This is a genomic window from Alkalilimnicola ehrlichii MLHE-1, assembly GCF_000014785.1.
Taxonomy (GTDB): domain Bacteria; phylum Pseudomonadota; class Gammaproteobacteria; order Nitrococcales; family Halorhodospiraceae; genus Alkalilimnicola; species Alkalilimnicola ehrlichii.
This window is the reverse complement of record NC_008340.1, coordinates 100,149-122,269: the sequence shown is the minus strand read 5'-3', so window position 1 is coordinate 122,269 and position 22,121 is coordinate 100,149. Positions and strand designations below refer to the sequence as shown.

The following is a 22,121-nucleotide window of genomic DNA, read 5'->3' as shown; positions in this document are numbered from 1 at the left end:
TCTAGCCGGCGGCCGCGGGCTGTTCCCGCGCCAGCCAGTCCGCCAGCACCTCGACGATGCGCTCGGCGGCCCGGCCGTCCCAGTAGTCCGGTACCCGGCCCTGCTTGCCCCCGCCGCCCAGGACCTCGTTAAACGCAGCCAGGATGCGCCCGGGGTCGTTGCCCACCAGGACGTTGGTGCCCTCGTCCAGGGTGATCGGGCGCTCGGTGTTCTCGCGCAGGGTGATGCAGGGCACGCCCAGGGCGGTGGTCTCCTCCTGCATACCGCCGGAGTCGGTGAGCACCACCCGGGCGTCGCGCATCAGCCCGAGCATCTCCAGGTAGCCCGCCGGCGGCAGGAGGGCGATGCGGGGCTCGGACGCCAGGGCCGGCAGCAGGCCGAAGGCCTCAAGCCGGGCTCGGGTGCGCGGATGCACCGGAAACACCAGCGGCAGGTCCCGCGAGACCCCGATCAGGGTCTCGGTCACCCGGCGCAACACCGCGGGCTCATCCACGTTCGACGGCCGGTGCAGGGTAACCGCGCCGTAGCCCCCGGCGCGCTGGAAGGGGGTCAGGTCCACACCCGCGGCGGCAAGGGCCTCCTGCCACGGCACGGCCCGTTCCAGGTTGTGGCGCAAGGTATCGATCATCACGTTGCCCACAAAGTGCACCCGCCCGGTATCGATCCCCTCGCGGGCCAGGTTGGCCTCGGCGTGGCGCTCGGTGGTGAAGAGCAGGTCGGAGATCTGGTCGGTGAGCACCCGGTTGATCTCCTCGGGCATGGCGCGGTCGTAGCTGCGCAGGCCCGCCTCCACGTGGATGACACCGACCCCTTTCTTGGCCGCGACCAGGGCACAGGCGATGGTGGAGTTGACATCCCCCACCACCAGCACCGCCCGCGGCTGCAGCTCGTCCACCACCGGCTCGAAGCGACGCATGACCTCCGCCGTCTGCACGGCGTGGCTGGCGGAGCCCACCTCCAGGTTGATGTCCGGGTGGGGGATGCCCAGGTCGGCGAAGAAGCGCTCGTTCATCTCCGCATCGTAGTGCTGTCCGGTGTGCACCAGCCGCGCCGGGATGCCCTGCGCCTGCAACGCCCGCATGACCGGGGCGATCTTCATGAAGTTCGGGCGGGCGCCCACGATGCAGAGGATGTCACACTGTCGCTTACTGGGCATTCAGGGCCTCGTGTCGTTTCCGTCCTAAAGCGGACGTGATCGGTATAGCCTGGCCCCCTAGTATGTGTCGGGAATCTGTCCGCTGCATCCGACCAGGCTATACGTCACTGTGCACCGGCCCTGGCAATGGGCGGAATCAAGCGCCCTGAGCGCCCGCCGATGGCCGGCGTCGCCGGACCATCCAACCCATGGCCAACAGCCCCATGCCCATCAGCAGCCAGGTCCCGGGCTCGGGCACGGCCGTACGTAGCGCCATGTTCCCCTCCAGCATATCCCCGCTGGAGAGATTGCCGCCGAAATAGGCGGTCAGCACGGAGTTGATATCGTTCGGCGCCCCAAACGTGTCCTCGCCCCAAAAGGCGTCGTCAGGATCAAACTCGATGGTGGCCGAGAACATCAGGGAGTCAAAGGTCCCGTCATCGACCAGGGGAAGCCCTCCATCCTCGGGGGCCGAAAACCAGGGGAACAGCGGGGTGTTGTAAGCCAGGTAGTTGCCCAGATCCGGATTGGTATTCTGGAACCAGCCCAGGCCATCGGGCCCCGCATCAAAGAAGCCGGTGCTCCAGCCATCGGGTGCTGTCACATCGACCCAAGCCAGGGGCTTGTAGTCCTCACCCCACTGTACGCCGCGCCCATCCAGTCCCCAGAGATTGAAGCTGGTCAGGGTCTCGCCCTCTCGCGCCAGAAAGTTGTAACGCTCTATGAACTGACCGTGCTGACTCTCCACGTAGGTCCGGGCTGCGCCCTCACCGGTACTGCTCCCGTCCCGCAGGCGGGTGGCCCCGGCGAACAGCCCGTTCTCAGCGGCCTTGGTGCCATCCTCTCCGTCGACAAAGACGTTGCTTATCATGTCCGCCGCCGACCACTCGTAGGTGATCACCGTAGCGTGGGCGGGCAAGCCCATCAACGAACCGCTGACCAGGGCTACCGCGGCGCAGGTGGTTGTGAAACGCATGCTTGCTTCCCCCGTACTGCAACAAACCGATTCGATTCGACAACTGAGGGGGCAAGATGCGTTCCGACACCCTGAAAAACGGGCACAATCAAGCTTATGCCCGACTTGCCCCATGGTATTGGATACCGAACTGTAAACATTTCCGACTTATCGTTGTGGCTATTGGCTGCGGAGACTAGCCGCGGTCAGTACCGCTCTGCGGTCCGGCTACAATGGCTGCAACAGCGCGAAACGCGGCCCGGTATTGGGTGTAAGCGATTCCGACAGTTCAGGACGCCAATGCAATCATCCCCTCACACATGACCCACCGCGAGCCCTGGCAACGCGGCACCTGCCTCACCTGGGCCTGGCTGGCCCTGGGCGCCGCGGTCTATCTCACGTTGCTGCCCTTCGAGTTCCGCGATGATCTCGGCCTGCGTCAGGCGTGGGAGGTCTATCGGAACATGGACCTTACCGGTCCCGGCGCCTCGGGCCGCCAGCAGTTCATGGCCAATGCCCTGATGTTCCTGCCGTTGGGCTTTTTCTGGTCGGCCTGGCTGGCCTATGGGCGCCGCGACAGGGGCACCACCCTGGCCACCTTCCTGGCCGTCTCCGCCCTCGGTCTGGCGGTGACGGCCACGGTGGAGTTCCTTCAGATCTGGCTGCCTTTCCGGCACCCGGCGGCCGCCGATATCGCCGGCAACTTCACCGGCGCGGTGCTGGGCTCGCTGGCCTGGTTCGCCTTGCGCGATCCGCTGGCCCATTGGTGGCAGACCCTGTCCGGGGGCGGACCGCGCGCGCTCCACCTGGCCCTGATCGGGTATTTGGTGGTCTACGTGGTCATCGGGCTGCTGCCCTTCGACATGGTGCTCAGTGCCGACGAACTGATGCGCCGGCTACGGTCCAGCGCCTGGGGCCTGTGGACCACCCCCGACGCCTGCACGACGGGGCTGCGCTGCTACGCCTGGCTCAGCCTGGAAGTGGCCGCGGCGGTACCGGTGGGCCTGCTTCTCGCCGTCTGGCTGCAGCGGCGCCGGTTCCCAACTCTGCTGGCCGGGCTGCCGCTGGCGGTGGTGCTGGCCATCGGGCTGGAGGCCCTCAACCTATTGACTCTCAGCGGGATCACCGAGGGCCGGTCTGTGCTGCTGCGGAGCGCCGGCATAGCGGCGGGTCTAGTCCTGCTGCACCGGCTACCGGCCCACTCCCATGGGGTGCTCCGCTTCCTGCAGCAGCATGGGAGGCTGATCCTCGGCCTGACGCTCCCCGTCTACCTGCTGTTGCTGCTGGGCCTGAACCACGGCTTCGGCCCTTACCACACCGACCTGGAGCGGGCCTGGCGGCAGTGGGGCGAGCTGCGGCTGCTGCCCTTTTACTACCACTACCACGTGCCGGAGATCGTGGCCCTGCGCAGCACCGCGTTGCACCTGGCCATGTACGCACCCGTCGGCCTGATGGCCTGGCTCTGGCACGTCGGGCGTCCCGGCGGCCAGGCCCGGCTCTACGGGCTCGCCGCCGCCAGCGGGGCACTGGCGGCGTTGCTGATGGAGGCCGGCAAGCTGTTCGTTGCCGACGCCCGGCCCGATCCCGCCAGCCTGGTGCTCGGTGCCCTGGCCGCCTGGGCGGTGGCAGCCGCCTGCGCCTGGCTGACCGCCACCAGCAGCAGTCGGCCGGTGGCGCCCGCCGCGGCCCCGTCCCCCTCCGGGCCGTCGGCCTCGCCACGCCACGTGCTGACCGGCGAGAGCCCCTGGCACCAGGCGCTGGGCGCGTTGTGCGGGGTGCTGGCCCTCGTCCTCGCCCTGAGCTGGCCGGTGGCGGCGTGGGCCCTGACGGCGGGCCTGGTCGCCTACCTGGCGCTACTGCACTGGCGCCCCCAGATCGGGCTCCTGATTATCCCCCTGCTGATCCCCACCCTGGACCTGACGCTCTACACCGGGCGGCTCTTCCTCTCGGAACTGGACCTGTTCCTGCTCGCCACCCTGGCGGTGGTGCTCTGGCGCTGGCCGGCGCGCCCCAGATCCAGCCTGTTGCCAAGGGCGATCCGCTGGCCGCTGATACTGCTGATGGCCTCAACCGTGATCAGCCTGGTCATCGCCCTGCTGTCGAGCACCGCAATCGATCTTGGGCAGGCCTACCACTACGCCCATCCGTTGAACGCCCCGCGGGTGGCCAAGGGGCTGCTGGGGGCCCTGGTGCTGCTGGGTCTGATGCGCGTCATCCCCTTGCCCCAGCGGGAGCAGGTGGAGCGCTGGCTGCTCCCCGGCGTGGCAGCGGGCTTGCTCGCCACGATCCTGATTGTCATCCGGGAACGGATCACCTACCCGGGCCTGCTGGACCTGGACAGCCGCTACCGCATCTCGGGCTTTTTCACGGACATGCATGTGGGTGGTCCCAGCATCGAGACCTACCTGGTACTGGCGCTGCCCGTCGCCCTGACCTGGTGCCTGCACCGGCGGCTGACCTGGGCGCTTGCGCCCCTGCTGGCCATCGGCGCCACCTACGCGATCGCGGTGACCTATTCCCGCGGCGGCTACCTGGGTCTGGTCGTCGCGCTGGTGCTCTTCGCCGGGCTGGCCCTGGCCCACGCCCTGCGCCCGGGTGCAACAGGGCGTGGGCGGCTGATCACAGCCGCCTTGGTACCGCTCCTGGCGACCGGCGCGGTGGCGCTGCCCTTCATGGACAGTTTCGGCGAGCGCCGCCTGGGGCAGGTGCAGGCCGATTTCGAACAGCGCCTGAGCCACTGGCGCGAGGGCCTGGACCTGCCCGGCGCCGGGCCCTGGTCACCCCTGATCGGGCGGGGCCTGGGCAGCTTCCCGGAGGCCTACCGCCTCGGCAACCGCGAGGGGCGCATCCCGGCCAATTTCGACTTCCGGCGCGTCGATGGCAATGACCTGCTGCGCCTGGGACGGGGCGACTCCCTGTTTCTCAACCAACGGGTGGCCCCGCCCCGGGAGGGGGACTTCCGGCTGCGGGTGCGGGCCCGCAGTGACGTGCCGGCCGGGTTCACGCTCTTCCTTTGCGAGAAGCCGGTACGTCACTCCTTCACCTGCCGCTCCCAGGGGTTGAGCCTGGGTGGTGGTGGGGATTGGGAACACCTGGAATGGCGCTTCGACCTCCGGGACATGGACCGCCGCCCCTGGCCCTTTCAGCGCGGACTGGTCCTCTCCATCACCAGCCGCGGTGAGCCGGGCATCCTCCTGGAGTTCGACGCCTTCGAACTGCTTGATGAGGCGGGCAACGACCACCTGCGCAACGGGGATTTCACCCGGCTCGGCCGGCACTGGTACATGAGCACGGACCACCTGTGGCCCTGGCGAATCGAGAACCAATGGCTGGAGCTCTACTTCGACCAGGGCGCGCTGGGGCTGCTGGCCTTCGTCTGGCTGACCCTGGCCGGGCTGCTCCTGCTGGCCCGGCGCGCCCTCGCCGGCGACATCACGGCGCTGGGCCTGGCCGCCGGTCTGGCCGGGGCGCTCGCCGTGGGGTTGTTCAGCACGATCTTCTTCTCGCCCCGCATCGCCACGCTCTTCTACGGGCTGTTGTTGCTGGGCGTTGCGGCCACCGGCCGGCCTGACAAGCGGCACGCCGGACCCACGCCGCAGGCACCAGTGCCCGCCGCTCAATGCAGCGGCCCGGCCCCCGGGCCCACACCAGCCGCCCGGCCCGGGTTGCCCTCGGCGCCGCCATCGTAGGCCCCGTAGGTCTCGTGCTCGCGCGGCCTGCCGTTGTAGTCCCGCTCAAAGCCCGGCAGATCCGCCCCCGAGACCGGCAGGGGGTCATCGCGGCGCAGCGCGCCCCGCTGGGGGTACAGGTCCAGGTCCCAGCCCTCACCATGGGGCCGGGCGAGCCGCTCCGCCGCCCGCTCAAAGGGCGCCGTCAGATTGACCGCCTCCCGCACGCCCCGGGCCATTGCCAGCGGCTGTTCCGCGAACACCGCATTACCGGCCACCACCTGCTGGTAATCCCGGTCCGGGGCATCGATCCGCACGCCCACCCCGCGGGCCAGCACGGTGTTGTTCAGGATCTGCACCTCCTTGGGCACGTGGTTGTGCCGGAGCACGATCAGACCATCACCGCCGTGGTTGATGAACAGATTGTTGTACAGGAAGAGATTGCCCTCGCCCTGGAACAGGCGCTCATGCGGGTTTTCGTGGAAGAGGTTGCCGTAGACCAGGTAGCGGTCGTGCTGGCCGGCGCCCTCCGGCGGGAAGTGCCCCAGCAGCAGGTTGGGCCGGGCGCGCTCGCTGCTGCCACCCTCGGCCTTGCTGAGCAGGTTGTACCGGAGCACGGTCCGGCGGGGTTCGTCCGGCATGGGGGGCAGCAGGTCCCGCCGGTTCTGGTGCTTGATCTGGATGCTATAGCCCAGCGTCTCCGCCACCACGTTATTCTCAATCAGCCCGCCGATGAAGGGCGCGGAACCGTCGGGTTGACCCAGGTACATTCCCGTCCCCACCCGACGGATATCGTTGTGGCGGATGGTCCAGTTCCAGGCCGGGGCGCGGGTGGTAATGCCGCTGTTGCCCTGGGCACCGTCGTAGTTGCGGATGGTCAGGTGTTCGAGGGTGATGTCGTGGCTGTAGTCGGCCTCTGCCTCCAGGGTGACCGCTGCGATGTTCTCGCGGCCGCCATCAAGGGTCAGGTGCCGCAGGACGATGTGGGCGGTGGTGCCCAGGCTTAGAGTATTGGCCCCCCGCCGGCCCTTGAAGAGGGCAGGCGGGCCCTTGCTGGGGCCGGAGATGATAATCGGCCGTTCAGCGGTCCCCTGGACACCATCCAACCTCAGGGAACGGGGGTACGCCCCAGCGGCCAATCGCAGGTGGTCCCCCGGCCCGAGGCGGCGCACCACTTCCCGGTAATTGGACGGATGAGCCTGGAGCACACGGACGGGCTCCACCTGCGCCAGGGTCTGGCGCAGGTCCGCGGCACTGTCCACGGTCACCGCCGCGCCGGCAAGCGCGGGGCCGACCGGCGCCAGCAGGGCTATCAGCCAGCAGGCGGCCATCAAGCTGATACGCAGCCGCCCATAACATCCCCCTTCATGCCAATACCCCGGCACGGCACTGCCTCCATCAGGTTGTGGTGGATGCTCGCAGTATTGTTCATGATCGGCGCCTGGCCAGCAGCGGAGGGGGAACACGGGCGGCAGCCCCCCAGACACGGCAAAGACAGGCCAGTGGTTTATGCTGTTAGCGGCCGATGTGCGGCGGGCAGGCAACGTGCGCCGGCACAGACTGTACAGACTGTAAAGTTCACCTACACCCCATCGTCATCCGGCAGCAGGGACCCCCGAGATCTTGCGCGATTCCAGTTTTGAACAGCGTTGGCGCCGCCGCTTCGCACAGCGGGGTGCGCAATTGGACGACGACGCCGGTATTGCCGGCTGGACGCCGACCGGGCTCGCCGGGCGGGTGCGCCAGTTCCGCACCCTCTGGTCGATGAGCGCGCGCGCCCCCGGACGCTGGCTGGATATCGGCTGTGGCGCAGGGACCTACACCCGGTTGTTGCACGCCGAGGGCCACCAAGTGGCGGGACTGGACTACTCGGCCCCCTCCCTACACAAGGCCCGGGCGCGCAGCCCGGCGGGTATCCCCTGGCTGGCGGCGAACATCCGCCAACTGCCGTTGGCCGATGGCGTGGCCGATGGCGTGCTCTGTTTTGGCGTGATGCAGGCACTGGCCCGCCCGGATGAGGCCCTGGCCGAGATGCACCGGGTGCTGAAACCCGGCGGCGAGGTATGGGTCGACGCCCTCAATGCCCGCTGCCTGCCCACGGCCTGGCGCGAGTACCGCCGGCAACGAGCGGGGGCACCGCCGCATCTGCGCTACGACCGCCCCGATGAGTTCCTTGAAGCCGCCCGGGTGGCGGGTCTGGAGCCCCTGCACCTGCACTGGCTGCCGCTGCTGCCAGGGCGGCTGGCACCGCTGCAGGGGGTCGCTGAATGGACCGGCACCCGGCGGGTGATGGAAAAGATCCCGACGGTGGGTGCGCGCTTGAGCCACTCCTTTATCCTGCGCGCGCACCGTCCCCTCAATGAATAGGGCATTAGTAAATCTGGACAACACCTGGCGCAAAGCACCTATACTGGCGCTAGTGGCCAGATAAGGAGTCCTCGCCTCCACCCCGGCAGCTGTCAGCGGGCTTTACAACCCCGGCGGCTCCAGGGATGAGACCCGGGGCATCGGGAGAACTTTAGGCTGTGGCTCAACCGGTTAGCTAATCGCGCATGTTTGGCGCGGATTTTGCAAGAGATAGTACACAATGGGATGCGGGTGTCAGCCACAACCGCCTTACCCGAATCGCGCACCCGCGACATCCGGGGCGCCTCCGGTGGCTTAAAGACAGCGTGTATTGCGCGGAGTTAGACAGCAATGGGCAAGCGGAAGGACGATTCCACCAACCAGGACCAGGGCCCGCCCAAGGCGGGATGCGGTTGCGCCGGCGAGCGTCCGAACAAGGCGCGCCGGCGCTTGACCCAGGCCGGCCTGGCCGCGCCGCTGGTCCTCTCTCTGTCCGCCCGGCCCGTCTGGGGCTCGCAGGGCCGGTGCTCGCTGTCCGGCGAGATCTTCTCCGCCAATGTCTCCAACATCGACCACGAATGCACCACCGGCCAGGGCTGCACACCGGGGTTCTGGAAGAACAACACCGAGGCGTGGGGTTGCACCGGCTACGACCCCGGGCAGTGCATCGAGCGGAACGAGGACGGCACCTGCGCCGTCTGGGATGCCTTTGGCGCCGGCACCCGCTTCTCGGACGTCTTCCATACCGGGCCCACCTGCGCCCCCTCCTATGCCACCCTGATGGAGGTGCTGCAAAGCGGAGGCCAAGGAGGCTGCAAGGGTTCGCTGGACTGGCACGCCGTCGGAGCCCTGTTGAATGCCGCCTGCAATTCGGTCGATTACGGGGCCACGGTCGAGGACGTCAAGGAAGCCTATTACATGGCCCGCGAGGATGCGGATACCGATCCGGAGCTGGTCAAGGATGTCTTCGACAACATGAACAACCGCGGCTGCCCCATCGATCGTTGGGGTGACTGCGAGGATGGCTACACCAAGAACGAGCTGGGCCAGTGCATTCCGGTACAGACGTCGCAATCGTACTACGATGAGAGTGACCCGGACGGAGAGGACGATTGAGGTCCCCCGGCCACGGCCAGATTGACGCACCGATCCAACCGTAGCCCCGCTGTTCAGCGGGGCGACTTGGCGTGAGGCAACGGAGTGGCATCAGCCCCTGACCCCAACCCTGCAACGACCCAACGCTGTTGGCAGGCCGCTACCCTGCCGGCGGCACACATCCGTCAATGGGAACAACGTTGGGTGGTCTACGACCACCGCTCCGGCGAGACCCACTTGCTGGAGGGGGCGGCGGGCGCGCTCTTCCAATGGCTGCACCAGGCACCGAGGACAGAGATGGAACTCATCGAGAAATGTGACCGGGACTGGGGCCAGGACGTGGCCGATGCGGAGGCCTTTACCGAGCAGCTTCTCGCCGAGCTGCGCCGCCGGCAGTTGGTGAAGGAGCGGAAATAACCCGTGCCCGGTGCCGTTGCCCCCGATCTGCCCCATATGCTGCGCGCGCAGGGCGCGGCCCTGGAGATCGGCCCCTTTATCGTGCGACTGCGTTCCCGGCTGCCGGCCATGGCCGAGAGTATCGGGCTGCACTATGCGGAGCAGCTCCTGCCGGCGGACACGCCCTTTTGCGACTTTCACGTGCGCCTGGACCGGGCCCCGGGGGTGCGCGGCGTCTGGCGGCCCCAGGCCCGCTTTTATCTGGACGGCAGCTCCCCCTTCAAGCCGCTGCCCCTCGCCCAGGCCTTTCCGCTGTTCGAATGGGGCCTGAATTGGTGCATCGCCCAGCACGGCCACCACTACCTGATGATCCACGCCGCTGTCGTCGCCCGGGACGACCGGGCGCTGATCCTCCCGGGCGCCCCGGGGGCGGGCAAGAGCACGCTGGCCGCCGCACTGGCGCTGTCGGGCTGGCGGCTGCTGTCGGACGAGTTTGCCCTCCTGTCCCTGGAGGACGGCATGCTCAGCCCCCTGCCACGCCCGGTCAGCCTGAAGAACCAGGCCATCCCACTGATACGCGAACGCTTTCCGCAGGCGGTGCTGGGCCGGTCCACCCACGACACGACCAAAGGGACGGTGGCCCACCTGAAGCCCCCGGAGGAGAGCATCGCCCGCAGCCAGGTCCCCGCCCAGCCGGCCTGGCTGGTCTTTCCGCGGTTCGCACCGGAGGGCAAGGACGCCCTGAGGCCGATGCCCAAGGCCCATTCACTGCTCACCCTGGCCGACGCGGCCTTCAACTACAGCGTGCTGGGCGGCCAGGGCTTCGAGGCGGCCGCGGACCTGATCGACCGCTGCGCCTGCTTCGAGTTGGACTACGCTGATCTGGACCGGAGCCTGCACGCCCTGACCGCGTTGACGGACGCCCCATGATGCCGCGCCCGCTGGAGCACCTGCTGACCGCACTGACCGACCCCGCCTCCGTCGGCGAACTGCGCCTGGGCGATTGGGACGCCCTGCTGCGGGTGGCCCGGGTCGCCTCACTGGAGGCACGCCTGCACGCGCTGTTACAGGAGCGGGATCTGTTCGACCGGGTGCCCGCCCGACCGCGGCGCCACCTGGAGGCGGCGGGCCGGGTAGCCGCCGAACAACACCACCGGATGCGCTGGGAGGTGGAACAGGTCCATGAGGCGCTGGCCGCGCGCAAGGCGCCGGTGGTGATTCTCAAGGGGGCGGCCTACCTGATGGCCGGCCTGCCCAGCGCCCGCGGCCGGCTGTTCGCGGACCTGGACATCATGGTCCCACGCCCGGCACTGGCGACCACCGAACACGTCCTGTTCACCCGCGGCTGGCTGGCGCAGGGCCACGACGAATACGACCAGACCTACTACCGGCGCTGGATGCATGAACTGCCCCCGCTGACCCACATCCGGCGAAAGAGCGTGCTGGACGTCCACCACACCGTCCTGCCGCCGACGGCGAGATTGCACCCGGACCCGGACAAGCTATTCGCCGCCGCCACGCCGCTCCCGGGCTGGCAAAACCTCTATGTGCTGGCCCCCACCGACATGGTGCTGCACAGCGCGACCCACCTCTTCCACGACGGCGAGTTGGAGAACGGCCTGCGGGATCTGGTCGATCTGGATGACCTGGTCCGCCATTTCCACCGCCACGTCGACGGCTTCTGGCCCGCGCTGGTGGACCGGGCCCATGAGATGGACCTGGCGCGCCCGCTGTTCTACGGCCTGCGGTATGCGGCCCACTTTCTGAACACCCCGGTGCCGGCGACCGTCAACGAGGGGCTCGCCGCAGCCGGCCCGGGCGTGCCACTGCGCCCGCTCATGGACGGGCTGTTCCGGCGCGGCCTCGCGCCCCACCATTGGCAATGCGACGATTGGCTTTCCCCGACCTGCCGATGGATACTTTACGTAAGGTCGCACTACCTGCGCATGCCCTTGCGCCTGCTGGTACCCCACCTCACCCGCAAGGCCATCAAGAGACGAATGGCGGCCCCCGAGGCCCACGCCTAGCGCCGCCGGACGCACCGGATCAAACCGGCCGATGCCCTGAGGACCTGGAGCCCATGAACACGCTGCACAGCCCCGCCGACGACCAACCGCCGGTCCACCGCCACGCCATCATCCTCGCCGGCGGCTCCGGCACCCGGCTCTGGCCGCTCTCGCGCAGCACCATGCCCAAGCAGTTGCTGGCGCTGGACGGCGACGAGTCGCTGCTCCAGCAGACCGCCCGCCGTCTGCTGCCCCTGGTGAGCGCGGACCGGGTGACCACCGTGACCCACCAGGACCATCGTTTCGAGGTCATGGGCCAGTTGCACGCCGTGGCCCCGGCACTGGCAGATCAGGTGCTCGCGGAGCCCGCCGGGCGCAACACCCTGCCCGCCATCGCCTGGGCGGTGGCGGCTATCGTGCGGCACGACCCGGAGGCCGTGGTGGGGGTGTTCTCATCGGACCATGTCATCAACCGGGTCGAGGACTTCCACCGCGCCTGGCGGGCGGCGGAACCCGCCGCCGAAGCGGGCCACTTGGTGCTGTTCGGCATCCGCCCCACCGAGCCGGCCACCGGTTACGGCTACATCCAGGCCGCCCGCCCGCTGATGGAGGGCGTGGAAGAGGTCAGCCGCTTCGTGGAAAAGCCGGACCGGGCCACGGCCGAGCGCTTCTTGGAGGAGGGGGGCTACTACTGGAACGGCGGCATGTTCGTCTTCCGCGCGGACCGGTTCATGGATCTGCTGGCCCGCCACCAGCCGGCCCTGGCCGAGGCGGTCACCGCCATGGCCGCCGCCGGGGCGCCCCCCACCGCCGAGGCCTACGCCGAACTGCCCAACACCTCTATCGACTACGGGCTGGTGGAGCACGCCGACCGGGTGGCGGTGGTGCCGGCGGAGCTGGGCTGGAATGACCTGGGCAGTTGGGAGGCGCTTTATCAGCAACGCAGCAAGGACCCGGACGGCAACGTCTGTCAGGGCACGGTACTGGCCGAGGACAGCCGCAACAACCTGCTCTGGAGCGACGACAGCGGCCTGATCGCCGCCTACGGGGTTGAGGATCTGGCCCTGGTGCAGACCCGGGACGCCACCCTGGTCTGCCCGCGCAGCCGACTGGCCGAGCTCAAGCAGATGGTCGCGCGGGTGCGCGAGGAGCACCGCGAGCTCACCGAGACCCACCTCACCGTGGCCCGCCCCTGGGGCAGCTACACCACCCTGGAGGAGGGCCACCGGTACAAGATCAAGCGCATCGTGGTGAAACCCGGCGGGCAGCTGTCACTGCAGATGCACTACCACCGCTCCGAGCACTGGGTGGTCATCGCCGGCACCGCGCGCATCGTCAACGGCGAGGAGACCATCTACCTGGAGGAGAACCAGTCCACCTACATCCCCAAGACCCGCCCGCACCGGCTGGAGAACCCGGGCCGAATCCCGCTGCAGATCATCGAGATCCAGACCGGGCCCTATCTGCAGGAAGACGACATCGTCCGCTTCGAGGACACCTACGGCCGGCGTTAGACGTTTTTCATGATGAGCATCTACCGAGGGGCGCCTCATGCGCGAGTGGATACGCCAGTACGTAGAGCGGATCGTGATGGACGCGATCTCCGAGGAGGTTTACCAGGAACTGGACCCAGGCACCCTCTCCGAGATCTCGGTTCAGGTCAGCCTTTTCGTAACCAATATCCTTTTATCTGTCGCCGGCGGGCTGGTGGTGGCAGTGGTGGCTTATGCGCTGGTCAGCCGCCACCAGGCCAAGTCGGCGCAGGTGACAAGGGAGATCGAACGCCAGCGGCTGCTCCATGACCTGGAGGCCGACCACAGCCGGATATCAAGCGAGGCCAGCGTCTGGTTTCCCGAAGGACGGGAACGCTTCCATGGCAACCGGGCATACAGTTTCGTGGTGGCGATGACCCGGGAGGTATGTTGGCTGGCCCCTGACACCATTCGGTATGACTGGAGCCGAGGCAAGCGGCATGTGGCCGTATCGGAGGACGGGGTGCTGGTCGATAGCGCCACACTGCACGAGGCGCTCTTTTGGTTTCGGCGGCTACACCGCGCGTTTCGCGCCGGCCTGTTGTACCGCTCCGATCTTTACGACCTCTGGCGCCAGATTCTGCCCTTCACCACAGACCGTCGCTATGACTTCCTTGTAGCCTATTTCGGAGGACAGGCACGGCGCGGAGATGAGGACGTATTGGCCGTGCGGGCAGTGGCAACAGAAGTGATCCGCTACTGCCAGAGTAAAGGCAAACAGGTGCCCTTGGATTACCTGTCAGGGCGGGTGGACGACGCCTTCGTGCAATCCCTGCCACGGAAGCTAATGGCGCACTTCTCCACCTGATCGGGGCTTCCGCGTTGCCCGATCCCAGGCATCGATGAAGACACTGTATAGCTGAGGAAAGAACAAACCGTCACCGCGGACCCACCTCCATCGTCACTGCGAGGAGCGAAGCGACGTGGCAGTCTACCCCTCTGGATCGCCACGGGCCTTCGGCCCTCGCGATGACGGGGGGAAAGCCTTCGGCCCTCGCGATGACGGGTGGGGCGCCCCCCTCGCGATGACGACCGAAAACCCGCGGCCCTCGCCATGGCAGCCCCGCCGTTCTTCCCTGATTCGCGCCCGCGCAGCGGGGAGGGGGGCTCGCGATGACGGAAGTAGATGTCCCTTCAGCGTTTCCTACGTCGGGGCATCCAGAAGGCTACGCCGTCAGTGGCCGCCGCTCCGCTGTCAGACGCACCGCCTTCCGACGGACACTCGCGACACCCAACCCGACCAGCCCCAAGGCCAACAGCAGGAGCGTACCGGGTTCCGGTATCTCTCGCACCTGATAACCGGTGATGTGGGCGTTGCTGAAGCCGTTCGCAGCCAGCGACAGTTCCTGTGATGTGCCCGTCGCACTGAACCGCCCGATGGCAAACTGGCCCAGACCCGCACCCAACGCCTCGAGATCCTGGGTATTGCCTTGTCCGTCGCCAAAGGTCATGACCCGGTCATTAAACTGCTCACGCAGGTCCGTGAACCATACCTGCACAAGGTAGGATCCACCCAACGACAAGAGGCCGTCGGCAATATTGATCGACGTCGAAGCCCCCCCACCAAAATTAAACGTGTTCAAGAACGGATCGTACGAAGGGTCGCCGGAGGTGTTTCCATCAAGGGCATTTCCGAAGGAGTTTCCCAACAGGTCATTCCTGTTGGTGAACGTCACCCCATTGATGGTCACCGTCCCCGAGCTTTCGGTCGATGCATTGATGGCCTCGACCGTCGACCCTGCACTGAACACATCAAACGGGTCGGTAGTGTCTTGCGCGGGCTCCCACGTGATCGGGCCCGCAGACACCACCGATGAGCCCAGGATCAGGACGCAGCCCGCCAAGTAAGTTCTAAGGTTTCTCATGCTTGCGCCGTCTCCCAGTAACGCGCCCGTGTCGATTTAACCTCCATCTAGCAAGTTTATTGCCAAATCACTCAGGTCATTGACTGCATGAGCTTTTATAACCCAGGCAAAACCCCAAGGCTTTGGAGGGTGTAATATTTCTCGACAGCGTTCTCTATCGGACAACCCTTTAAATATCAATCCCGATGCCCCTCGATCAACGCCCGCAACTGCCCCGACGGCACGGCGTAGCTAATCCCGCTGGGGCTGCCCACCGCCGCCTCGCGCCCGCCCTGCACGAACACCTGGTTGATGATGCCCACCACCTCGCCGCTGTCGATGCGGAACAGCGGGCTGCCGCTGTTGCCCGGGTAGGCGGTGCCGTCTAGCTGAAAGACCATGGGCGGGTTGCGCCGCAACTGGGCCACCCGGCGCTCGTCCAGTTGGCGGCTGTGGCCGGCGGGCAACGCCATGGGGGTACGCGCCGACACCGAGGCCCGGTGGGTGGCCGGATACATGCCCAGAATCATGCCGATGGGGAACCCGGTAAAGGCCAACCGCTCCCCGGTCCGCACCGCGTCGGAATCGCCCAGTGAAAGCGCCGGCAGCGGAGTCCCGGAGATCCGCAGCAGCGCCAGGTCGTGGGTCTGCGAGGCGGCCACCCGCTCGGCGGAACGCACCTCGGTATTGCGGCCGCTGCCGGTGACCACCACCAGCCGCTCCTGGTTCTCACGGTCCAGGACATCGGGCAACACATGCAGGTTGGTCGCCACCAACCGCCCGTCCGCCACCGCAAAGCCGGTGCCCAGATGGCGCAGCCGCGGGCTGCGGGCGGGCTGGTGGGTCGCCACGCTGACGATGGCCGGTTCCACCCGCTCCACGGTATCCGGCAGGCGCTCCGACTGTGCCTGCCGCGGCACCAGCAACAGCACCAACAGCAGGGCCAGCGCGACGGCCGCCAGCAGCAGCCAGCGGGCCCAGCCCTGGGCACGGCACCGACGACCAGCAGGCTCTCGCGGGACGGGGTGGTGACAACGGACAGCAGTGGGCATCGGGGCGATCCTCAAGGGAGAACGTCTCCGATGAGGATAGCAGTGCGGGTTCTGCTAGGCTTTGGAAAAGGATGGCTGGCACCGCCATCGCCCTTTCAGGGAGCCCGCCATGACACTCATTCACCGGCTTCTGCTTACCCTCTGCCTGTTCACCCTGCCCCTGACGGCAGCTGCCGCTCTGCATGACCAGGTGGCCGAACAACTGCGCGACCGTCTGGAGGTGGCCACGGCGGAGGCAGGCAACGGCGACGCCGACCCGGAGCGCAGCCCGCTGCATCGCTTCTTCCTCGACCGGGTCTACCGGCCCGCCTGGAGCGAGGACGGCCAGCCGACGGCGCGGGCGGAGCAACTCCTGGCGGTGCTGGCCGAGAGCCGTGGCCATGGCCTGGCCCCGGCGGCCTACGGCTATGACCAGCTCAGTGAAACGCTGCGGGACTGGCCGGAGGAGCCGGCCCCTGGTGCGGTGGCGGACCTGGAGTTACAGCTCACCCGGGTCTGGCTGCAGCTGGCCGAGGATGCCCTCACCGGGCAGCTCAACCCGGATGTGGTGGCGCCCGACTGGGAGCTGCAGTCGCCGCCCTCGGAGGACCTGGTGCAGGCGCTCAGCCAGGGCCTGGCGGAGGACGACATCGCTACCGCGGTGCGCCAGCTCTATCCCGACCAGGACAACTACCACCAGATGCGCCGGGCCCTTGCCCGGTTCCAGGCCCTGGCAGAGCAGGGCGATTACCCGCGGATGGAGGCAGGCCCCCTGTTGCGGGTCGGCGACCGCGACCCCCGGGTGGAGACCCTGCGCGAGCAGCTCCGGCTGCTGGGCGACCTGGAGGACGACGCGCCGCTCAGCGAGACCCTGTACGGCGAGGCCCTGGAGGCCGCCGTGCGCGATTTCCAGCGCCGCCACGGCCTGCAGGTGGACGGGGTGGTGGGGCCGCGTACCGTGGCCGCACTGAACACCCCGCCAGCCGACCGGGCCGAGCAGTTGCGGGTGAATCTGGAGCGGTTGCGGTGGATGCCCCGCGACCTGGGCGATCGCTACATCCTGGTCAACATCGCCGGCTTCTCCATGACCGTCCATGCCGAGGGCGAGACGGTGATGCGCCAGCGCGTGGTGGTGGGCCGGGACTACCGGCGAACCCCCGTGTTCACCGGCAATATGACCTATCTGGTCCTGAACCCCTCCTGGGAGGTGCCCCACCGGCTCGCCACCCGCGACGTGCTGCCACTGATCCAGCGCGACCCGGAGTACCTGGAGCGCATGGGCTTCCGGGTGCTGCAGGGCTGGGGCGCGGACGAGCGGGAGATCGATCCGGAGAGCCTGGACTGGGACCGCTACTCCCACCGCTACTTCCCCTACCGGCTGCGCCAGCTACCGGGGCCGCAGAACGCCATGGGCCGGGTCAAGTTCATGTTCCCCAACCGCCACAATGTCTACCTGCACGACACCCCGTCGCGGGAGCTGTTCCAGCAGCCGCGCCGGGCCTTCAGCTCCGGCTGTATCCGGGTGGAGCGGCCGCTGGAGCTGGCCGCCTGGCTGCTACGGGATCAGCGCCAGTGGTCGCCGGAGGCCATTGACAAGGCCCTGGAGGAACGGCGAGAGCGCACGGTGCCATTGCGCCGCGGCATCCCCGTCCACCTGCAGTACTGGACCGCCTGGGTGGACGCGGAGGGCACGCTGCACTTTCGCGACGACCTCTACGACCGCGACACGGGCGTGGCCGCCGCACTGGCCGCACTGCCCAAGCCGGAACCGACCCTGTGGCCGGAACTGGGGGCGGCAACCCGGCGCTGAGGCGAGGGGCTAGCGCTCGACGGCTGCCCCCGCCGCGGCGCAAATCGGGCAGTCGGGGTCGGGCCGGACCCCCAGGCCCCGCCACTCCAGGCCCATGGCGTCAAAGGTGTACAGCCGGCCGCGGCTCGCTTCGTCCCGGTCCAGCAACACCTTTACCGCCTCCACCGCCTGCAGGCAGCCCATCACCCCGGCCAATGGCGCCAGCACCCCGGTGTCGCTGCAGGTCTGACGCGCCTCCTCGCCGGTATCGGGGAAGATGCATTGGTAGCAGGGGGCCGGCCGCAGGTCGAAGCGGAAATTGGCCAATTGCCCCTGCATCCGGATGACCGCGGCGGTGACCAGCGGCTTGCCGGCGGCGACGCAGGCGGCGTTGACCGCGTAGCGAGTGGCGAAGTTGTCGGAGCCGTCCAGCACAAGGTCCACCCGGCTTACCCATTCGGCCAGGGCCGCCGGGTCCAGGCGCTGCTCCACGGTCTCCACCACCACTCCGGGGTTCAGCCGGGCCACTGCGTCGCGGGCCGACTCCACCTTCATCCGGCCCAGATCCTGGGTGGTGTGGGCGATCTGGCGCTGCAGGTTGGACATCTCCACCCGATCGAAGTCGGCCAGCACGAGCTGACCCACCCCCGCGGCGGCCAGGTAGAGGGTGACCGGCGAGCCCAGGCCGCCCAGGCCCACCACCAGCACCCGGCTCGCCAGCAGTTGCTCTTGCCCGGCGAGATCCACCTCCGGCAGCATGATCTGGCGGTTGTAACGCAAGAGTTGTTCGTCGTTCATTGCAATCTCCGAGTGCCCGGCGGGGCCGCCTACCGCGCCCCCAACTTGCGCCATTGGCGGGCCAGGGGCAAGAATAGATGCCCCATTCACGCGGAGGAAAGATGGATGCTGCCGGCAGAATTGTACTTCCCGCTCAAGCACACTCACATGCTCATGGCCATCATCAGCATCGCGCTGTTCGTATTGCGCGGGCTGCTGCTGCCCATCAAGCCGGAACTGCTGGCCAACAAGGCGGTGCGGATCGTGCCGCACATCTTTGACACCGTGCTGCTGCTCACGGCGCTGGGGCTGCTGGCCGTGCTGTCGCTCAACCCCTTCGCCCACGGCTGGATTATGGCCAAGATCATCGGCCTGATCCTCTACATCGTGTTGGGCACCATCGCCCTCCGGCGCGGCCGGACGCCGGTGGCCAAGGCGGTGGCCTTCTTCGCGGCGGTGTTCACCTTCGCCTACATCTACGCCGTGGCCCTGACCCGCACGCCCCTGCCCTTCATCGGCTGACCCGGGCCCGCTGCCACCACCACTACGGGCGCGGGCCCGCCCCCACCGTCACTGCGAGGAGCGCAGCGACGCGGCAGTCCAGGCGCCGTTTGGATCGCCGCGTCGCTGCGCTCCTCGCGATGACGGGGATAAGGCTTCGCGCCTCTTGAAGAACTGTACTGTGCCCAAAGCGGCAGGTCGCCCCCACCGTCACTGCGGACCCACCTCCATCGTCACTGCGAGGAGGCCCCACCCCCACCGTCACTGCGAGGAGGCGAAGCCGACGTGGCAGTCTACCGCCCTGGATCGCCACGGGCCTTCGGCCCTCGCGATGACGAGGGGAAAGCCTTCGGCCCTCGCGATGACGGGGGCTGCGTGCGGGGGCAATGACGGTGGAAGCTACACTCGCAATGGCCGTTTCTTCCGCGTCCTCCTAAACGGGGTCGATGTCGTCCGCCGGCAGGGTGACGCGGGACTGTTTGCCCGCCACCTCCAGCAGCACCAGCACCCGCTCGCGCCCGCTACGGGCCTGGAACACGGCCTCGTAGCCGGCGAAGGCCCCGTGCGCCACTCGCACGGTGTCACCCGCGCGCGGCTGCTGTCGGGCCGAGAGATCGCAGATGTCGTCCTCGTCGGCCCGCGCCTGCAGGGCCGCCACCAGCGGCCCCGGGACCTTGGCCGGGACGCCGCCAAAGCGCACCAGGCTGGTTACGCCCAGGGTGGAGCTGATGGGGCTCCAGTCCTGGTAGGCGCTGTCCAACTCCACGAACAGGTAACGGGGAAACATGGGCTCCACCACCGGCACCCGGCGCGTGCCCCGGCGTTTGACCACCCGCACCCGCGGCAGCCAGGCGTGGAAGCCCTGGCGCCCGAGGTTGTCGCGCGCCGCCTCCTCCTGTCTCGGCTTGGTATAAATGAGGTACCAGGCCCGATGTTCCTGCTGCTCGGTCACGATCACCGTACCCATGCGCTGAAAAAATGCGGTTACCGCCCACCCGGGCTGGGCGGCCGTTACCCCCTAATGTAACATTCGCTGACAGTGAAACGGATCACCCACCCGCCCATCGCCCCGCGGAGTTGCCATGCCCCCCACACGCACCCTGATGATGCTCCTGATGCTGAGCCCGACCCTGGCCATGGCCCAGACCGGTGTCGCACCTGACCCTTGGGATGCGGCACTGGCAGCGGCCGAGGAACAGGGCGACGGGCAGCTGATCGCGCGGGTGATCGCGTCGCGCACCATCGCCGATGACTTGGTCCAAAACCCCGAGACCCCACCCGCACTGCTACGCATTCAGCGGGAGTGGCAACAAGGCGGCGACGTCTGCCGGCAGATGGAGATCATCACCGAGCGCTACTACCGTGGCCAGCGCATCCGCCACAACATGGTGGTACAGCGCGAGGCCGAGCGGGTGGTGGGTGATCGCGAGACCGCCGATCTGGACAACGAGGACCTCACCCACGCGGTGGCCGGCTACCTGACCTGGGGCATGGTCATGCGCACGCCCCCCGCCTGTGACTGTGACCCGCCGCAGATCCCCGCCATACTGGAGGCGTGCGAGGCCGGCGGCTTCACGCCGGAACACAGCGACTGACGGACGCGGGGCACCCGCCTGGGGGGTTTGGCGTGGCGCAGGTTTTTCTCTCGATCCTGGCGCTGCTGGGCTCAGTAGGGCTGTTCACGCTGGGCAGCGGGCTGCTGGGCACCCTGCTCGGCGTGCGTATGACCCTGGACGGCTTCGACCCGCAGGTCACCGGCCTGGTCATGGCCGCCTTCTTCGTGGGGTTAATGGTGGGGGCCATGGAGGCCGGCCGGGTGATCCGCCGGGCCGGGCACATCCGAGCCTTTGCCGTCTTCGCCGCCTGCGCCACCGCCGCCGTGCTGCTGCACGGGCTGTTCGTCTCGGTATGGGTTTGGGCCCTGCTGCGGGTGATCACCGGCTTCGCCGCCGCTGGCATCTACATGGTCATCGAGAGCTGGCTCAACGAGCGCTCCTCGGCGGCCAACCGGGGCCGGGTGTTCTCGGTCTACCAGGTGGTCAGCTACCTGGGCCTCGGCACCGGGCAATTCCTGCTCTTCGCCGCCGACCCCGCCACCACCGAGCTGTTCATGATCACCGCCGGCCTGTTCGCCCTCTGCCTGATCCCGGTGGCCATGACCCGGGGCCTCCACCCCTCGCCGCCGGAAAGCCACGGCATGGCGCTGAGGCCGGCGCTCACCGAGTCACCGTTGGGGGTGGTGGCCTGCATCGGTGCGGGCATGGTCAACGGGGCGGTGTTTGCCCTGACCCCGGTCTTCGCCCTGGAGGCCGGACTGGGCCTGGCCGGGGTCTCGCTGCTGATGGGGGCGATCATCTTTGGCGGTTTTCTGCTGCAATGGCCCATCGGCCACCTCTCCGACAACTTCGGCCGGCGCGGGGTGATGGCCATCGTCAACCTCTCGGTGGCGGTGGCGGCGGTGGCCCTGGTCTTCTCCGCCGAGCTCACCCTGCCGGTGCTGATGGGGGTGGGGGCGCTGTTCGGGGGGCTCTCCTTCACCCTCTACCCGTTGGCGGTGGCCCATACCAACGACCAGATCAAGGTACGTGACTTTGTCACCATCAGCGCGGCACTGCTGTTCCTGTGGGGGTTGGGATCGGCGGTGGGGCCGGTGCTGGCCGGTCAGGTGATGGGCCGGGTCGGCAATACCGGGCTGTTCCTGTTCGTTGCGGTCATCGCCCTGGGCGTGGCCCTGGCCGCCTGGCAAATGCGTCGCGAGTCAGTGGCCCCGGAGGACCAGGAGCCCTTCGTGGTGATGGCCCGGACCACGCCGGTGGCCTCCGAGCTGGACCCGCGCTACGACGAAGAGGCCGCCCGGGAAGCGGCCGAGCAGCAGGCGCGGGCCGATGCCGAGACCGCCGCCGCCGAACTCTGGGACGAGGTGGTGGTTGCCGAGGCGGAGGCGGAAGCGGAGGCCGACGCCGCCACCAAGCCGACCGCCACCGGGGACGCCGGCCCCCAGGACGGCGACGAGGACACGACCCCGCCGCCACGCCGCGACTGACCC

19 protein-coding genes are annotated in these 22,121 nt (G+C 68.1%); 12 read left to right on the top strand and 7 right to left on the bottom strand.

The window, feature by feature from the left end; all coding sequences use genetic code 11:
* Nucleotide 1: 1 nt before the first annotated feature.
* Together wecB and MLG_RS00550 are read right to left on the bottom strand one after the other, a co-directional pair.
* Nucleotides 2-1,156, bottom strand: coding sequence for a non-hydrolyzing UDP-N-acetylglucosamine 2-epimerase (gene wecB / locus MLG_RS00555; RefSeq protein ID WP_011627862.1), 1,155 nt, complete (start codon nt 1,154-1,156; stop codon nt 2-4).
* Nucleotides 1,157-1,292: 136 nt separating this feature from the next.
* A complete protein-coding gene (locus MLG_RS00550; RefSeq protein ID WP_011627861.1) occupies nt 1,293-2,111 on the bottom strand; it encodes a PEP-CTERM sorting domain-containing protein in 819 nt (272 codons plus the stop codon).
* A gap of 299 nt (nt 2,112-2,410) precedes the next feature.
* Here MLG_RS00550 and MLG_RS00545 point away from each other — a divergent pair, with 299 nt between their 5' ends.
* On the top strand, nt 2,411-5,779 hold the full coding sequence (locus tag MLG_RS00545; RefSeq protein ID WP_011627860.1) for a VanZ family protein: 3,369 nt from the start codon (nt 2,411-2,413) through the stop codon (nt 5,777-5,779).
* Here MLG_RS00545 and MLG_RS00540 read toward each other — a convergent pair.
* Nucleotides 5,707-7,089: a right-handed parallel beta-helix repeat-containing protein gene (locus MLG_RS00540; protein ID WP_011627859.1), complete on the bottom strand. Its 1,383-nt coding sequence runs from the start codon at nt 7,087-7,089 to the stop codon at nt 5,707-5,709. The genes MLG_RS00545 and MLG_RS00540 overlap by 73 nt on opposite strands.
* Nucleotides 7,090-7,381: 292 nt before the next feature.
* Here MLG_RS00540 and MLG_RS00535 point away from each other — a divergent pair, with 292 nt between their 5' ends.
* From MLG_RS00535 to MLG_RS00505, 7 genes are all read left to right on the top strand, one after another.
* The gene (locus MLG_RS00535) at nt 7,382-8,125 is read left to right on the top strand and encodes a class I SAM-dependent methyltransferase (protein WP_011627858.1); all 744 of its coding nucleotides are present in this window, start codon (nt 7,382-7,384) and stop codon (nt 8,123-8,125) included.
* A gap of 330 nt (nt 8,126-8,455) precedes the next feature.
* Complete coding sequence (locus MLG_RS00530) at nt 8,456-9,220, top strand: hypothetical protein (RefSeq protein WP_011627857.1); 765 nt, start codon at nt 8,456-8,458, stop codon at nt 9,218-9,220.
* 84 nt (nt 9,221-9,304) lie between these two features.
* Nucleotides 9,305-9,616, top strand: coding sequence for an HPr-rel-A system PqqD family peptide chaperone (locus MLG_RS00525; RefSeq protein WP_011627856.1), 312 nt, complete (start codon nt 9,305-9,307; stop codon nt 9,614-9,616).
* 36 nt (nt 9,617-9,652) lie between these two features.
* On the top strand, nt 9,653-10,525 hold the full coding sequence (locus MLG_RS00520; RefSeq protein ID WP_041718130.1) for an HprK-related kinase A: 873 nt from the start codon (nt 9,653-9,655) through the stop codon (nt 10,523-10,525).
* Nucleotides 10,522-11,622, top strand: coding sequence for a nucleotidyltransferase domain-containing protein (locus MLG_RS00515; protein WP_011627854.1), 1,101 nt, complete (start codon nt 10,522-10,524; stop codon nt 11,620-11,622). The genes MLG_RS00520 and MLG_RS00515 overlap by 4 nt, the downstream gene beginning before the upstream one ends.
* Before the next feature lie 53 nt (nt 11,623-11,675).
* Nucleotides 11,676-13,115: a mannose-1-phosphate guanylyltransferase/mannose-6-phosphate isomerase gene (locus MLG_RS00510; protein WP_011627853.1), complete on the top strand. Its 1,440-nt coding sequence runs from the start codon at nt 11,676-11,678 to the stop codon at nt 13,113-13,115.
* Between the two features lie 37 nt (nt 13,116-13,152).
* On the top strand, nt 13,153-13,941 hold the full coding sequence (locus MLG_RS00505; RefSeq protein ID WP_011627852.1) for a hypothetical protein: 789 nt from the start codon (nt 13,153-13,155) through the stop codon (nt 13,939-13,941).
* Between the two features lie 358 nt (nt 13,942-14,299).
* Here the strand turns inward: MLG_RS00505 and MLG_RS00500 are convergent, their stop codons facing one another.
* Together MLG_RS00500 and MLG_RS00495 are read right to left on the bottom strand one after the other, a co-directional pair.
* Nucleotides 14,300-14,998 carry a PEP-CTERM sorting domain-containing protein gene (locus MLG_RS00500; protein WP_011627851.1) on the bottom strand — a complete coding sequence of 233 codons (699 nt, stop codon included), beginning with the start codon at nt 14,996-14,998 and terminating at the stop codon, nt 14,300-14,302.
* A gap of 176 nt (nt 14,999-15,174) precedes the next feature.
* The gene (locus MLG_RS00495; protein ID WP_011627850.1) at nt 15,175-16,029 is read right to left on the bottom strand and encodes a S1C family serine protease; all 855 of its coding nucleotides are present in this window, start codon (nt 16,027-16,029) and stop codon (nt 15,175-15,177) included.
* A gap of 109 nt (nt 16,030-16,138) precedes the next feature.
* Here MLG_RS00495 and MLG_RS00490 point away from each other — a divergent pair, with 109 nt between their 5' ends.
* Entirely contained in the window at nt 16,139-17,818 is a 1,680-nt protein-coding gene (locus tag MLG_RS00490; protein WP_011627849.1) for a L,D-transpeptidase family protein, read from the top strand.
* A 9-nt stretch (nt 17,819-17,827) separates the two neighbouring features.
* On the opposite strand, the gene MLG_RS00485 is transcribed toward MLG_RS00490, so the two are convergent.
* Complete coding sequence (locus MLG_RS00485) at nt 17,828-18,595, bottom strand: HesA/MoeB/ThiF family protein (protein WP_011627848.1); 768 nt, start codon at nt 18,593-18,595, stop codon at nt 17,828-17,830.
* A 105-nt stretch (nt 18,596-18,700) separates the two neighbouring features.
* Between MLG_RS00485 and MLG_RS00480 the strand changes: the two genes are divergently transcribed.
* Nucleotides 18,701-19,096, top strand: a complete 396-nt coding sequence (locus tag MLG_RS00480; RefSeq protein ID WP_011627847.1) for a SirB2 family protein — start codon at nt 18,701-18,703, stop codon at nt 19,094-19,096.
* A 412-nt stretch (nt 19,097-19,508) separates the two neighbouring features.
* Here the strand turns inward: MLG_RS00480 and rfaH are convergent, their stop codons facing one another.
* Nucleotides 19,509-20,042, bottom strand: coding sequence for a transcription/translation regulatory transformer protein RfaH (rfaH, locus tag MLG_RS00475; protein WP_011627846.1), 534 nt, complete (start codon nt 20,040-20,042; stop codon nt 19,509-19,511).
* Nucleotides 20,043-20,157: 115 nt separating this feature from the next.
* Here rfaH and MLG_RS00470 point away from each other — a divergent pair, with 115 nt between their 5' ends.
* Nucleotides 20,158-20,670: a hypothetical protein gene (locus tag MLG_RS00470; protein ID WP_011627845.1), complete on the top strand. Its 513-nt coding sequence runs from the start codon at nt 20,158-20,160 to the stop codon at nt 20,668-20,670.
* 32 nt (nt 20,671-20,702) lie between these two features.
* Nucleotides 20,703-22,118 carry an MFS transporter gene (locus tag MLG_RS00465; protein ID WP_011627844.1) on the top strand — a complete coding sequence of 472 codons (1,416 nt, stop codon included), beginning with the start codon at nt 20,703-20,705 and terminating at the stop codon, nt 22,116-22,118.
* The last annotated feature ends 3 nt before the right edge of the window (nt 22,119-22,121 follow it).

Bases quoted from the DNA above. Each gene is read 5' to 3' on its own strand.
- MLG_RS00490 (WP_011627849.1), top strand. From the start codon at position 16,139: ATGACACTCATTCACCGGCTTCTGCTTACCCTCTGCCTGTTCACCCTG.
- MLG_RS00500 (WP_011627851.1), bottom strand. From the start codon at position 14,998: ATGAGAAACCTTAGAACTTACTTGGCGGGCTGCGTCCTGATCCTGGGC.
- MLG_RS00550 (WP_011627861.1), bottom strand. From the start codon at position 2,111: ATGCGTTTCACAACCACCTGCGCCGCGGTAGCCCTGGTCAGCGGTTCG.
- MLG_RS00510 (WP_011627853.1), top strand. From the start codon at position 11,676: ATGAACACGCTGCACAGCCCCGCCGACGACCAACCGCCGGTCCACCGC.
- MLG_RS00505 (WP_011627852.1), top strand. From the start codon at position 13,153: ATGCGCGAGTGGATACGCCAGTACGTAGAGCGGATCGTGATGGACGCG.
- MLG_RS00515 (WP_011627854.1), top strand. From the start codon at position 10,522: ATGATGCCGCGCCCGCTGGAGCACCTGCTGACCGCACTGACCGACCCC.
- MLG_RS00520 (WP_041718130.1), top strand. From the start codon at position 9,653: ATGCTGCGCGCGCAGGGCGCGGCCCTGGAGATCGGCCCCTTTATCGTG.
- MLG_RS00480 (WP_011627847.1), top strand. From the start codon at position 18,701: ATGCTGCCGGCAGAATTGTACTTCCCGCTCAAGCACACTCACATGCTC.
- wecB (WP_011627862.1), bottom strand. From the start codon at position 1,156: ATGCCCAGTAAGCGACAGTGTGACATCCTCTGCATCGTGGGCGCCCGC.
- MLG_RS00540 (WP_011627859.1), bottom strand. From the start codon at position 7,089: ATGGCCGCCTGCTGGCTGATAGCCCTGCTGGCGCCGGTCGGCCCCGCG.
- MLG_RS00530 (WP_011627857.1), top strand. From the start codon at position 8,456: ATGGGCAAGCGGAAGGACGATTCCACCAACCAGGACCAGGGCCCGCCC.
- MLG_RS00485 (WP_011627848.1), bottom strand. From the start codon at position 18,595: ATGAACGACGAACAACTCTTGCGTTACAACCGCCAGATCATGCTGCCG.
- MLG_RS00545 (WP_011627860.1), top strand. From the start codon at position 2,411: ATGACCCACCGCGAGCCCTGGCAACGCGGCACCTGCCTCACCTGGGCC.
- rfaH (WP_011627846.1), bottom strand. From the start codon at position 20,042: ATGGGTACGGTGATCGTGACCGAGCAGCAGGAACATCGGGCCTGGTAC.
- MLG_RS00495 (WP_011627850.1), bottom strand. From the start codon at position 16,029: ATGCCCACTGCTGTCCGTTGTCACCACCCCGTCCCGCGAGAGCCTGCT.
- MLG_RS00470 (WP_011627845.1), top strand. From the start codon at position 20,158: ATGCCCCCCACACGCACCCTGATGATGCTCCTGATGCTGAGCCCGACC.